This window comes from Agromyces neolithicus, assembly GCF_039529735.1.
In the GTDB taxonomy this organism is placed as follows: domain Bacteria; phylum Actinomycetota; class Actinomycetes; order Actinomycetales; family Microbacteriaceae; genus Agromyces; species Agromyces neolithicus.
The window spans coordinates 172,365-184,550 of the sequence record NZ_BAAANJ010000006.1; the positions used below are offsets into that span (position 1 = coordinate 172,365).

Here is a 12,186-nt window from a genome sequence, read left to right on the forward strand (position 1 = left end):
GTTCGGCGTGCAGCATCGCCACGCGGTTGTGCACCACGTCGGCGCGGTCGGGACGGGCGGCCGCGGCGCCACGACCGCCGCGGCCACGCGATGACTCGCTCGCGACGCTCCTGTTCCATGATCAGCGCCCGTCGGCCGGTGCGAGCCGGCCCCACCGCGACTCGACGAACCTGCCGGCGAGCACGAGCACCACACCCACCGCACAGCCGATCACCGTCTCGATCACACGATCGACGAGCAGCCCGCCGGGGTCGCTCGGCGACGCGATCCACGACACGACGAGCGCGAGCGGGGTGACGAACAGCATCGCGGCGCCATAGTGACGCCCGACGAGCACCTCGGCACCGAACTGCGCGATGCCGATCACGATGATGAGCACCCAGACCGGCGGGTCGGGCCAGAGGATGAGCGCGGTCACGAGCACGCCGCCGATCGTGCCGAACACGCGATGGCGCGCGCGAGTGAGCGAGTGCGCTGCGCCCGGCGGCGGCACCACGGCGATCGCACCGACGACGGCCCAATACGGATGTCCCACCCCGAACGCGAGCGCGACCGCCCCTGCCCCGACAGCGGCGAGCACGACCTGTGCGATGTTCAGCCAGACCGCCCGGTCACCGAGTGCGTCGAACCGAGCCGGCGGATGCTTCGGCAACTCTTTCAGCACGGCCCGCACCCGCTCACCGCCGAACCGGCGCAGCATCCACCCCGAGACGGAGAGGCCGAAGGCGAAGGCCGCCGACAGCGCGGTGATCGCGATGCGCACGGCCACCTGGTCGGTCGGCGTTGGCACCTCGGCGCACACGAGCAGGGCGAAGACGAAGAACAGGGTGGTCGGCGGGCCGAGGCGCGCCACCGCCACGACGAGCGTGCCGACGATGAGCACGGCGACGAGTGCGAGCGCTTCGGCCCAGAGCGGTGCGTCGGCCGCGGCGAGCAGCGTGCCCGCCGCAACGCTTGCGACCAGCGCGACCGCAGCCGTGCCGACGGTTCGCGCGCGTGCGCGGTAGTGCTCGCCTCGCCCGAAGATCGCGGTCATGCCACCGAACGCAGCGTATGGGGCGAGTTCGACGTGCCCGAGCATGAGCAGCACGACGAGCGGAATCACCGCGGCGAGCGCGGCGCGAATGCCGACCTCGAACTCGAGGGTGCGCAACGCACGCAGGCGCGAGGCGGCGCCGGTCGGGCTCACAACTTCTCGATCGGCGCGATCTTGATGAGGAGCTTCTTCTGCCCGGCGGTGTCGAAGCTCACGTGCGCGATGCGCTTGGTGCCCTCGCCGGTGACCTGCGTGACCTTGCCCTCACCGAAGTCGGAGTGGCGGATGCGGTCGCCGGCCTCGAGGGTGAGGTCGCCGTTGTCGCGCACATTGCCGGTGACCCGGTTGGCCCATTCGGTCTTGGGCTTCTCCGAGCGAGTGACGCTGAACCGCTCGAGGTCGCGGTCGCGGGTGCCCCACGCCCCGCCGGGCCGGCGCGCGTTGAGCGCGCGCGGCTGGGTGCCGCCGCGGCTCGTGGCCATGCCGGGCGACTGCCGCCAGTCGATGAGCCCCTCGGGGATCTCCTGCAGGTACCGCGACGGCATGGCCACGGCGACCTCGCCGAACTGGGCACGACTCATCGCGAGCGAGAGGTGCAGCTTCTTGCGCGCGCGGGTGATGCCGACGTAGAAGAGGCGCCGTTCTTCGGCCGGGCCGCCCGGCTCGGAGGCCGACATCTGGTGGGGCAGCAGCCCCTCTTCGAGGCCGGTGAGGAACACGGCGTGGTACTCGAGGCCCTTGGCCGTGTGCAGCGTCATGAGCGAGACCGTGCCCGACGCGTCGTCGATCTCGTCGGCGGCGGCCACGAGCGACACCTGGGTGAGGAAGTCGACGAGCGTCGCCCCGGGGTTCTCGCGGTCGAAGTCGCGGGTCTGCGCGACGAGCTCTTCGACGTTCTCGGCACGGGTCTCGTCTTGCGGGTCGCGGCTGTTGCGCAGGGTCTCGAGCAGCCCCGAGCGCTCGACGAGGAACACGAGCACGTCGGAGACCTTCGACGCTCCCTGGTTGGTGCCGGCCGCCATGCCCTCGGCCGAGGGCACGAGCATCGCCGCCGCCTCGTCGAGCACGGTGGCGAGCGTCGTGATGGCGGAGGTGACCTTCGGGCCGAGGCCGAGACCGTCGGCCGCGCGCATCGCCTCGCGGAACGACAGCTCGTTCTGCTCGGCGAAGCTCGCGAGCGCCGTCTCGGTTGCGGGGCCGATGCCGCGCTTGGGCGTGTTCAGGATGCGTCGCAACGCGAGCTCGTCGAGCGGGTTCGCGACGGCGATGAGGTAGGCCATCGCGTCTTTGATCTCGGCGCGCTCGTAGAACTTGGTGCCGCCGACCACGCGGTAGGGTAGCGCCGAGCGCACGAAGATCTCTTCGAGCGCACGGGTCTGCGCGTTGGTGCGGTAGAACACGGCGATGTCACGGTAGGCGACGCCCGCGCGGTGCAATGACTCGATCTCGTCGGCGACGAACTGCGCCTCGTCGTGCGCCGTGTAGCCGGTGTACCCGATGATGGGGTCGCCGTCGCCGTCGGCCGTCCACAGCTTCTTGTCTTTGCGGTCGAAGTTGTTCGAGATCACCGCGTTCGCCGCCGACAGGATGTTCTGCGTCGACCGGTAGTTCTGCTCGAGCAGCACGACCTTGGCGCCCGTGAAGTCGCGCTCGAACTCGGAGATGTTTCGGATGTCGGCGCCGCGGAACGCGTAGATCGACTGGTCGGAGTCGCCGACCACCGTGAGGCTCGCACCCGGGATCGCCCCCGAATCGTCGGCGATGCCGCGCACGAGGATGCCGTGCGCGTCGAGCTCGTCGACGATCTCACGAGCCACCGGGCGAGTGAGTTCGCGGATCAGCGAGTACTGCGCATGGTTCGTGTCTTGGTACTCGTCGACGAGGATGTGCCGGAACCGCCGCTGGTAGAGCGCCGCGACCTTCGGGAACGCGCGGAACAGGTAGACCGTCTCGGCGATCAGGTCGTCGAAGTCGAGCGCACTCGCGTCGCGCAGCCGCCGCGTGTACTGGCGGAAGATCTCGAGGAACATGACCTCTTGCGGGTCGTTCATGTTCGCGTTGCGCGCGAACGTCTCGACGTCGGCGAGCTCGTTCTTGAGCTTCGAGATCTTCGCCTGCGCGCTCGCGGGCGTGAACCCCATGGTGTCGGCGTCGAGCTCTTTGATGATGCGCTTGAGGATCGTGCGCTGGTCGGCGGAGTCGTAGATCGTGAACGTGCTCGACAGCCCCAGCGACTCGGCCTCGCGACGCAGGATGCGCACGCACGCCGAGTGGAACGTCGAGATCCACATTCCGGATGCCCCTTCACCGAGCAGCGCCTCGACGCGCTCGCGCATCTCGGCAGCGGCCTTGTTGGTGAACGTGATCGCGAGGATCTGGCTCGGCCACGCCTCACGGCTCTCGATGAGGCTCGCGATGCGGTGGGTGAGCACGCGGGTCTTGCCCGAGCCGGCGCCCGCGACGATGAGCAGCGCCTGCCCGCGGTACTCGACGGCCTCGCGCTGCTGGGGGTTGAGCCCGTCGGTGAGGCGCGAGCCGATGGAATTCGGGGTACCAGCGGATGCCGTCGGCGCCTCGCGCCAGCCGGCCGGGTCGTCGGGGTCGAGGATCAGCGTCATGTCCCCTCAATTCTAGGCGCGGCATCCGACACCCACCCCGTACCCTCGCCGTCAACCGCCCTCCCTGCGCCCACGCCCTCGCCCTCGCCCGCCCTCCGGGCCCTACCGACCCTCGTGCCGTCGAGTCACCCGAAACGGTCGTCAAGCCCCGGCACGAGCGACGATTCGAGGTGAGTCGCAGCAACCGAGGGCGGCTGTGGAGAACCGCCGCCTTCACCGGCGCGCGTGTGGCAGCCTCGGCCAATGCCGCGCCCCCGCCCCCTGCCGCACGAGCTCGCCCTCGCCCCGTTCAGCGTGGTCGAGGCGCGGAGTCATGGCGTGACCCCTCGCCGACTGCGCGCGCCGCCTCAATGCCCTCGCGCGGGCCGGTTGGCACGTCATCAGAGTGCACCGCGAGACACCGAGCGACACGATCCTCGAGTTGCTCGACCACTCGCCGCGCCGCAGCGGCTGGCGCCCGTGACGCACCGACCTTTCGCGAGTCGAGTGGTCTCGATACGGCGCTGGCGCGCCTACTCGACCGACGAGGTGACGCGCCTGCTCGACCGACGAGGACGAGGTAGCGCGCCTACTCGACCGCCGCCGCGCGCGCGTCGACGCCGAGGTCGGGGTGGTCGACGAAGATGCCGTCGACGCCGGTCGCCAGCACCTCGGCGAACTCGGCGGCCCAGTCGCCGTAGGCGGCGCGCACGCTGCCACGCCGAAAGCGAGGTTCGAGGAACCGGTTCTCGGGGCGAAGCGTCCACGTGTACACCTCGAGGCCGGCAGCGTGCGCGGCCTCGACGAGTCGGGCCCCGGTCAGAGGCCCGGCGTGCGGGTCACCCGCGGTCGCGGCATCCGTCGCCTTCGACGCGGCGATGAGCCGCCCCTTGCCCACGCTCACGCCGTCGAACCGACCGGTGAGCGCCGCGAGCCCTGCCGCCGTGACGAACGCGTCGTACTTCGGCGCCTGCCGACCCTGTTCGAGCACGAGATCCCACGGCACGCCGCGCCCCTCGATGAGAAGGACCCGCTTGCCCCGGATGCCCCGTGCCCCGAGCCGGTCGAGCAGGGTCGGTTCGAACGCCTCCATGATGAGCCGCTCGTCGCCCGCGCCCCAGCCTGCGGCGTCGAGTTCGGCCGCGAACAGCTCGTCGAGCGGCAGCCCCAACCCCGCGAAGTGGGCGGCGTGCTTGAACTCGGCGACCATGCGGATGAGCCGGCGCTGCTCGTCGGCGGCGGTGTCGATGAGCGCGAACAACTCGCGCAACCGCATGATCGGGTAGCGCCCGTCGAAGCTCGCGCTCGGCTGCCTGACGCCGCCGAGCCGCTCTCGTGCGCGCAGGGTGGCGAGCTCGGCCCACGTGAAGTCCTCGGTGAACCACCCGGTGAGGGCGACCCCATCGACCGCGCGTGTCGTGCGTCGGCCGGCGAATTCAGTCCGTGTCGCGACATCCGTGGTGCCCGAGATCTCGTTCTCGTGACGCAGCACGAGCACGCCGTCGCGCGTCGCGACGATGTCGGGCTCGACTGCGTCGGCGCCGAGCGCGAACGCCAATTCATACGCCGAGCGGGTGTGCTCGGGGCGGTAGCCCGGTGCGCCCCGGTGGCCGATGACGAGCGGATGCTGGGCGAGGTCGGGCTGCATCCGCCCAGCGTAGTCAGCACCACCGCCAACGCCGCGGAATTCCGCGAGAACTCACGGCGTTGTCCCGAAGAACTCGGGTAGATTTGTCACTGGCACGGATGCCGCATCCGCGCCGATCCCCCGCACCGACGACAGCCGAAAGCAGAGGAACCCATGGCTCTCGACAATCCCGCATTCGCGCGGAATTCCGCCTTCTCGCAGCAGGGAGCCGTGGCCGCAGCGCAAGACATCTCGGCACAGCAACTGCAGGAGATCTACAACCAGCCCTCCACGCCGCCGGCCGGCGAGACGATGGCCATCGACACGACCATCCAGAAGTCGGTCGCGGCCTTCGGCCTGCTGCTCGTGGGCGCGGCCATCGGCTGGGTCACCACCGAGTCGCTGCCGTTCCTGTGGATCGGCGCCGGCATCGTCGGCTTCGTGCTGGCGCTCGTGAACACATTCAAGAAGCAGCCGTCACCGGCGCTCGTGCTCGCCTACGCCGGCGTGCAGGGCGTCTTCGTCGGCGGCATCTCGGCCTGGTACGAGGCGATCAGCCCCGGCATCGTCGGGCAGGCCGTCATCGCCACCCTCGTGGTGGTCGGCGTCACGCTCGCGCTCTTCGCCTCGGGCAAGATCCGTGCGTCGAAGAAGGCCACGAAGATCTTCCTGATCGCCATGGTCGGCTACCTGGTGTTCTCGCTCGTGAACCTCGGGCTCATGCTCTTCGGCGTGACCGACAACGCCTTCGGGCTGCGTTCCGAAGAGATCTTCGGCATCCCGATCGGCCTGATTCTCGGCGTCCTCGTCGTCATCATGGCGGCCTACTCGCTCGTGCTCGACTTCGATTTCATCCAGCAGGGCGTGCGCAACCGCGCTCCGAAGAAGTACGAGTGGATGGGCGTGTTCGGCATCATGGTCACCGTCATCTGGCTCTACCTCGAGATCCTGCGCATGCTCGCGATCGTGCAGTCGAGCGACTGACCTCCTCCGCTGGTCGAGTAGGCGCGCAGCGCCGTATCGAGACCTGAACGGCCGCCCCTGCGCCTGTCGAAGGGGGCGGCCGTTCGTCGTTTCAGGATGGGGTGCCAGGGCGCGCCGAGTTGCAGGAGCGTCTGCGCGACACGCCGGTACTGTGCGGCATGTCGCGCAGACGCTCCTGCGACTCGTCATGCGCTGAGCCGTCGGAGCTGATCGACCCGGGCCATCGCCGCGGGATGAGCGCCGACGACGCCGGCCGTGCCGCGTCGTGCGGGAGCAACCTTGGGCGACGGGAGCAACCTGCGAAGCTTGCTCCCGCCGGCTAATCTTGCTCCCGCGCGTCGCTCACGCTGGTGCGACGTCGGGCGCGCCACTCACTCCCACTCGATGGTTCCCGGCGGCTTCGACGTGACGTCGAGCACGACCCGGTTGACCTCGGGGACCTCGTTGGTGATGCGATTCGAGATGCGCGCGAGCACGTCGTAGGGCAGCCGCGTCCAGTCCGCGGTCATGGCGTCTTCAGACGAAACGGGTCGCAGCACGATCGGGTGACCGTAGGTGCGGCCGTCACCCTGCACGCCGACCGATCGCACGTCGGCGAGCAGCACGACCGGGCACTGCCAGATCTCCTGGTCGAGACCTGCGGCGGTCAGTTCTTCGCGCGCGATCGCATCGGCCTCGCGCAGCAGGTCGAGACGGTCACGGGTGACCTCGCCCACGATGCGGATGCCGAGACCCGGCCCCGGGAACGGCTGGCGGCCGACGATCGCCTCGGGCAGCCCGAGCTCGCGACCGATGGCCCGCACCTCGTCTTTGAAGAGCGTGCGCAACGGTTCGACCAGCTCGAACTGCAGGTCTTCGGGCAGGCCGCCCACGTTGTGGTGCGACTTGATGTTCGCGGTGCCCGTGCCGCCGCCCGACTCGACCACGTCGGGATACAGCGTGCCCTGCACGAGGAACTTGATCGGCTCGCCCGAGGCGGCGGCCTCGGCGATGAGGTCGCGCTCGGCCTGCTCGAACGCCCGGATGAACTCGCGCCCGATGATCTTGCGCTTCTCCTCGGGGTCGCTGACCCCGGCGAGCGCGTCGAGGAAGATGTCGGCGGCGTCGACGGTGACCAGGCGCACACCCGTCGCAGCCACATAGTCCTGTTGCACCTGCTCGCGCTCGCCCTTGCGCAACAGCCCGTGGTCGACGAACACGGCGGTCAGCTGGTCACCGACGGCCTGCTGCACGAGCGCCGTCGAGACGGCCGAGTCGACCCCGCCCGAGAGCGCCGAGATCACGCGGGCCGAGCCCACCTGCGAACGGATCCGCTCGATCTGCTCGGCGATGACGTTGCCCGAATTCCAGTCGGCGGGAATTCCCGCCGCCCGGTGAAGGAAGTTCTCGATGACCTGCTGGCCGAACGCCGAGTGCTTGACCTCGGGATGCCACTGCACGCCGTAGAAGCCCTGCTCGTCGTTCGCGAACGCCGCCACCGGCGTCGTCGCGGTCGAGGCGAGCACCTCGAAACCCTCGGGCGCCTTCGAGACCGAGTCGCCGTGGCTCATCCACACGATCTGCGCCTCGGGCTGGCCGGCGAGCAGTGTGTTGTCGTCGTCGGTGCGCGCGGTGACCGCGGTCGAGCCGTACTCGCGGTGCCCGGTGTGCGCGACCTCGCCGCCGAGCTGCTGCGCCATGACCTGGAAGCCGTAGCAGATGCCGAGCGTCGGCACGCCGAGCCGCAGAATGCCCTCGTCGAGTGCGGGCGCGCCCGCCTCGTAGACCGACGACGGCCCGCCCGAGAGCACGATGCCCACCGGATTCTTGGCCGCGACCTCGGCTGCCGTGATCGTGTGCGGCACGATCTCTGAATACACGGATGCCTCGCGCACGCGCCGCGCGATGAGCTGGGCGTACTGCGCGCCGAAGTCGACGACGAGCACGGGCCGCTGTTCGGTCGACGGCTGCTGCGGTTCGGTCACTGCGGTGCCTCCACGGATTCGGCGGTGCTGGACGGGACGGCCTGACTCGCGGCATCGGCTGCCGCCTCGGTCTCACGCGACGCCAGGTATGCGCGCACCTCGCGCCCGATGCGCGCCTCGAGGAAGAACGACAGGAACGGGATGATGCCGCCGAGCGCGATGAGGATGAAGCGCGGGAACCGCCAGCGCATGAGGCTCCAGAGGCGGAAGTCGCTGAACAGGTACAGCACGTAGAACCAGCCGTGGGCGATGAGGATGCCGGTCGAGAGGTTGACCGCGATCACCGTGTCGACCGGCACGAACGCGAGGAACCCGTGCGGCCCGCCGAGCTCGAGCTCGAGCCCGAAGGCGTACTTCATGATCATCTCTGCGCAGAGCAGCAGCAGCATGACACCGGTGATGACCGAGGCGACCTGGTAGAGGCGAAGCGCCCCGCGGATGCGCGGCAGATCGGCGAGTTTGGGCTCGAGGGGCATGCGAACAGTCTACGTGCCGCGTACGGGCGCGAGACCGCGCAGCATGCGGCGCACCACGTCGACGGCGGCGTCGATGCCCCGCTCGTGGTCGTGGGCGCGCGCGTTCACGAGTGCGACCTCGTTGAGCGCGCCCGACAGCAGTGCGGCGACCGTGTCGAGTTCCCCGTCGATGACGCCCGCATCGGCGAGTTCGGCCACGCCGGCATCGAGGTGCCGCACGCTGGTGTCGAGGTCGCCGTCGCGCCACGCGTCCCAGCCGAGGACCGCGGGCCCGTCGACGAGCAGGATCCGCCGGACCTCGGGCGCGAGACTCGCCTCGAGGAACGCGCGGCAGCCGGCGAGGAAGTCGCCGAGCACGTCGTCATGCCCGGATGCCGCGTGCTCGACGGCCTCGGCCACACCCGCCTGCGCCTGCTCGACGACCGCCTGGAACAGCCCCTGCTTGCTTCCGAAGTGGTGGTACAGCGCCCCCCGGGTGAGCCCGGCCTCGGCGACGAGGTCTTCGAGCGCCACGCCGGCGTAGCCCGACTCCGCGAATCGCCGCGTCGCGATCCGCACGATCTCGGCGCGGGTGCGCTCGCGCTGTTCGGCCTTCGTGGCCATTCGATCCCCCTTCGAGCACTTGACATACACACTGTATGTCATAGTCTAAGTATACATACAGACTGTACGTATCTTCTCGAGAGCGTACCGACGAAGGGACCGACCGATGCTCCGCAGCTGCTACCCCGTCCTCTGCACCCCCGATGTCGCCGCGAGCGCGGCGTTCTACCGAGAGCACTTCGGATTCGAGTCGGCGTTCGAGGCCGACTGGTACGTGAGCCTTCGGCATCCCGACTCCGGCGACGAGCTCGCCCTGCTCGACCCGGCGCACCCGTCGGTGCCGGCCGGCTACGGCGAGGCGGCTCGGGGCGTGCTCGTGAATCTCGAGCTCGACGACGTCGACGCCGTCGCGGCCCGGCTCGAGGCGGCCGGCGTGCCGGTCGTGCAGGCGCTGCGCAGCGAGCCGTTCGGCCAGCGCCATGTGATCGTCCGCGACCCGGGCGGCGCGCTCGTCGACGTCATCACCGAAATCCCGCCGGCGCCCGAGTTCGCCGAGGCGTTCGGCATCGACGTCTGAACCTCGCGATCCACGAGGCATCCCGTCGACGCGTCAGGATGCGTCGATGAGCTCGCGCGGAACGACGAACACGTCGACGAGCGCACCGTTGCGCCAGACTGTCATCTCGACCTGCCGGTCGATCGCGTCCTCGACCATCAGCCGCTGGATCGACGTCGACGTCACGACCTCGTTCCTGTCGAGCGACACCACGATGTCGCCGCGGTGCACTCCGGCGAGCTCGGCGGGGCTGTTCGGGGCGACGCCCGCCACCTGCAACCCGGTCGGCGAGCCGATGCGCGCCGCGAGCTCGGGTGCGAGCTGCACCTTCGCGCCGATGATGCCGAGCCACGCCCGGCGCACCCGTCCGGTGCGCGTGAGCGTGGCGATGATGTCTCGGGTCGCGCGGTTGATCGGCACGGCGAGCCCCAGACCGATGCCGGCGACGGCGGTGTTGACGCCCACCATGCGGCCCGAGCCGTCGGCGAGCACGCCACCCGAGTTGCCGGGGTTCAGCGCGGCGTCGGTCTGGATCACCTCGTCGATGACCCGGCCCGACGCCGTCGGCAGCGAACGTCCGAGGTTCGAGACGATGCCCGCGGTGACACTGCCCGCGAGCCCCATGGGGTTGCCGAGCGCCACGACGAGCTGACCGACCCGCAGGCCGGCCGCGTCGCCGAGCGGCACGGGCGGCGGCACGGGGCCCCGCGCCCGCAGCACCGCGAGATCCGAGAGCACGTCGCGGCCGACCACGTCGACGCCCACCGAGGTGCCGTCGGTGAAGGTCGCCTCGGCCGACCGTGCCCCGGCGACCACGTGGGCACTCGTCAGCAGCACGCCGTCGTCGGAGATGACGCTCGCGCTGCCCGCGCCGTCGCCCCGCGACGAGTGCACGGCGAGGCTCGCGACGCTCGGCAGCACGCTGCTCGCCACTCGCGTGACGACCGCGGAGTAGGCGTCGAGCGGGTCTTCGGTGCTCACACGCCCATCATCGACCCACGAGCGGCGACGGGAACCCCGGTTCGCCCGAGGCGGAATCGATCAGGAATCGGCTCCAGGGCCGACCGGCTCGGCCGGCGCGGCGTCGGCCTGCGCGGCTTCGGCCGCCTCCTCGCGCTCGCGCTCGACGGCGTCGCGCACGAGCCGGTACCAGAGGTACACGGCGAAGCCGGCGAACACGACCCACTCGACGGCGTAGAAGATGTTGAGCCAGTTGAGCTCGACCGACTGCTCGGGCGGCGGCGACGAGATCACGTCGAGGCCGTCGATGGGCTCTGCCGCGGTCACGTACCCGAAGTACACGGGGCGGTCGTCGAAGTCGGCCCAGATGTTGATGAGCTGGGCGACCGCGACGGTGGTCATCGCGAACGGGTCGCCGTCGTCGTCGGGCACCACGGGCGCCTCGCTCGGCAGGAACCGCCCCGCCACCGTGACGACTTCGGCGGCATCGATGCCGGCATCGAACCGGTCGGCCGCATCGCGCGCGCCCTGCTCGTCGGCGTTCCAGCCGAGCGCGATGGGGATGCCTCCCGCCGGGCCATCCGTCACCTCGAGATGCGCGACCGGCCAGAAGCCGGCGACGCCGTCGTTCAACCGGCCCTCGACGAGCACCGTGTCGCCGGGCACGAACGTGCCCGAGACCTCGACCAGTTGGCCGGTGGCCGATTGCGGGGTGGGTACGTCGGGCATGGCGAGGCCCGCGAACGGACGGATGTCTTCGGTGGGGCGCTGCTCGACGGTGGCCTGCACGACCGCGCGTTCGACCTGCCATTGCCCGAGCGCGGCGAACGCCGCCGCGATACCGAGGGCGAGCAGCAGCGCCAGCACCCACCGGGGGCGCAACATCATCTGCAGCATCAGGCGTCGGAACTCTCGGCTGGCGTCGCGTCACGCGGATCGACGAGCGTGTCGCCCTCACGCATGGCGCGGAAGATCTCACGGATCGCCGGCACCGGACCGGCGGCGACGAGGCTGTCGCCCTCGGCCATGACGAAGTCGGCGGTCGGCGCCGAGTGCGCGTGGTCACCGCGCACGACGGCCACGAGCGCGACCCCTTCGACGTCGGGGACTTCGCCGAGGGCGCGGCCCGCGATCGCGTCGTCGTGGTCGACCGTGAACCAGTGGATGGGAACCCCCGGCAGGTGCTCGAGTTCGGCGATCGATTCGACGACTCGGGTGCCGCCGAGCAGGTCGGCGAGCGTGTACGCCTCGTCTTCTTCGAGGCGAAGCGTGGAGGCGTGCCGGTCGTCGTCGCCGTGCCGCATGACGACGTCGCTCGAACCCGTGCGGTGTGCGACGACCGCGAGTTCGACCCCGTCGACCGTCGTGAACGAATGCATCACGCCGACCCCGGGAAGGGCGACCCGGCGAACCTCGACCATGCCTCCAGTCTAGGCGGGCGCT

11 protein-coding genes are annotated in these 12,186 nt (G+C 70.3%); 2 read left to right on the forward strand and 9 right to left on the reverse strand.

The genetic code is table 11. From position 1 onward, the window contains the following. Positions 1 to 121: 121 nt before the first annotated feature. The 3 genes from ABD164_RS09620 to ABD164_RS09630 form a co-directional block, all read right to left on the reverse strand. Entirely contained in the window at positions 122 to 1,189 is a 1,068-nt protein-coding gene (locus tag ABD164_RS09620; RefSeq protein ID WP_344295689.1) for an FUSC family protein, read from the reverse strand. Beyond that, a complete protein-coding gene (locus ABD164_RS09625; RefSeq protein WP_344295690.1) occupies positions 1,186 to 3,654 on the reverse strand; it encodes an ATP-dependent helicase in 2,469 nt (822 codons plus the stop codon). The genes ABD164_RS09620 and ABD164_RS09625 overlap by 4 nt, the downstream gene beginning before the upstream one ends. 568 nt (positions 3,655 to 4,222) lie before the next feature. Continuing rightward, on the reverse strand, positions 4,223 to 5,281 hold the full coding sequence (locus tag ABD164_RS09630; protein ID WP_344295691.1) for a glycerophosphodiester phosphodiesterase family protein: 1,059 nt from the start codon (positions 5,279 to 5,281) through the stop codon (positions 4,223 to 4,225). 153 nt (positions 5,282 to 5,434) lie between these two features. Between ABD164_RS09630 and ABD164_RS09635 the strand changes: the two genes are divergently transcribed. Next, positions 5,435 to 6,244, forward strand: coding sequence for a Bax inhibitor-1/YccA family protein (locus ABD164_RS09635; RefSeq protein WP_344295693.1), 810 nt, complete (start codon positions 5,435 to 5,437; stop codon positions 6,242 to 6,244). Between the two features lie 371 nt (positions 6,245 to 6,615). Here the strand turns inward: ABD164_RS09635 and guaA are convergent, their stop codons facing one another. Genes guaA through ABD164_RS09650 form a run of 3 tightly spaced genes read right to left on the reverse strand, consistent with a single transcriptional unit; the run spans position 6,616 to position 9,287 of the window. Next, a complete protein-coding gene (guaA, locus tag ABD164_RS09640) occupies positions 6,616 to 8,208 on the reverse strand; it encodes a glutamine-hydrolyzing GMP synthase (protein ID WP_344295694.1) in 1,593 nt (530 codons plus the stop codon). Continuing rightward, the gene (locus ABD164_RS09645) at positions 8,205 to 8,684 is read right to left on the reverse strand and encodes a DUF3817 domain-containing protein (RefSeq protein WP_344295695.1); all 480 of its coding nucleotides are present in this window, start codon (positions 8,682 to 8,684) and stop codon (positions 8,205 to 8,207) included. Before ABD164_RS09645 ends, guaA begins: the two co-directional genes overlap by 4 nt. Positions 8,685 to 8,693: 9 nt before the next feature. Continuing rightward, positions 8,694 to 9,287, reverse strand: a complete 594-nt coding sequence (locus tag ABD164_RS09650) for a TetR family transcriptional regulator (RefSeq protein WP_344295697.1) — start codon at positions 9,285 to 9,287, stop codon at positions 8,694 to 8,696. Positions 9,288 to 9,393: 106 nt separating this feature from the next. Between ABD164_RS09650 and ABD164_RS09655 the strand changes: the two genes are divergently transcribed. After that, positions 9,394 to 9,804, forward strand: a complete 411-nt coding sequence (locus tag ABD164_RS09655) for a VOC family protein (RefSeq protein ID WP_344295698.1) — start codon at positions 9,394 to 9,396, stop codon at positions 9,802 to 9,804. A 33-nt stretch (positions 9,805 to 9,837) separates the two neighbouring features. Here the strand turns inward: ABD164_RS09655 and ABD164_RS09660 are convergent, their stop codons facing one another. From ABD164_RS09660 to ABD164_RS09670, 3 genes are read right to left on the reverse strand one after another with little or no spacing between them, the layout of a single operon-like run. After that, complete coding sequence (locus ABD164_RS09660) at positions 9,838 to 10,764, reverse strand: S1C family serine protease (RefSeq protein ID WP_344295699.1); 927 nt, start codon at positions 10,762 to 10,764, stop codon at positions 9,838 to 9,840. Between the two features lie 60 nt (positions 10,765 to 10,824). Further along, on the reverse strand, positions 10,825 to 11,640 hold the full coding sequence (locus tag ABD164_RS09665; RefSeq protein WP_344295701.1) for an SURF1 family protein: 816 nt from the start codon (positions 11,638 to 11,640) through the stop codon (positions 10,825 to 10,827). Further along, positions 11,640 to 12,164, reverse strand: coding sequence for a cation:proton antiporter regulatory subunit (locus tag ABD164_RS09670; RefSeq protein WP_344295702.1), 525 nt, complete (start codon positions 12,162 to 12,164; stop codon positions 11,640 to 11,642). The genes ABD164_RS09665 and ABD164_RS09670 overlap by 1 nt, the downstream gene beginning before the upstream one ends. Positions 12,165 to 12,186: the final 22 nt, after the last annotated feature.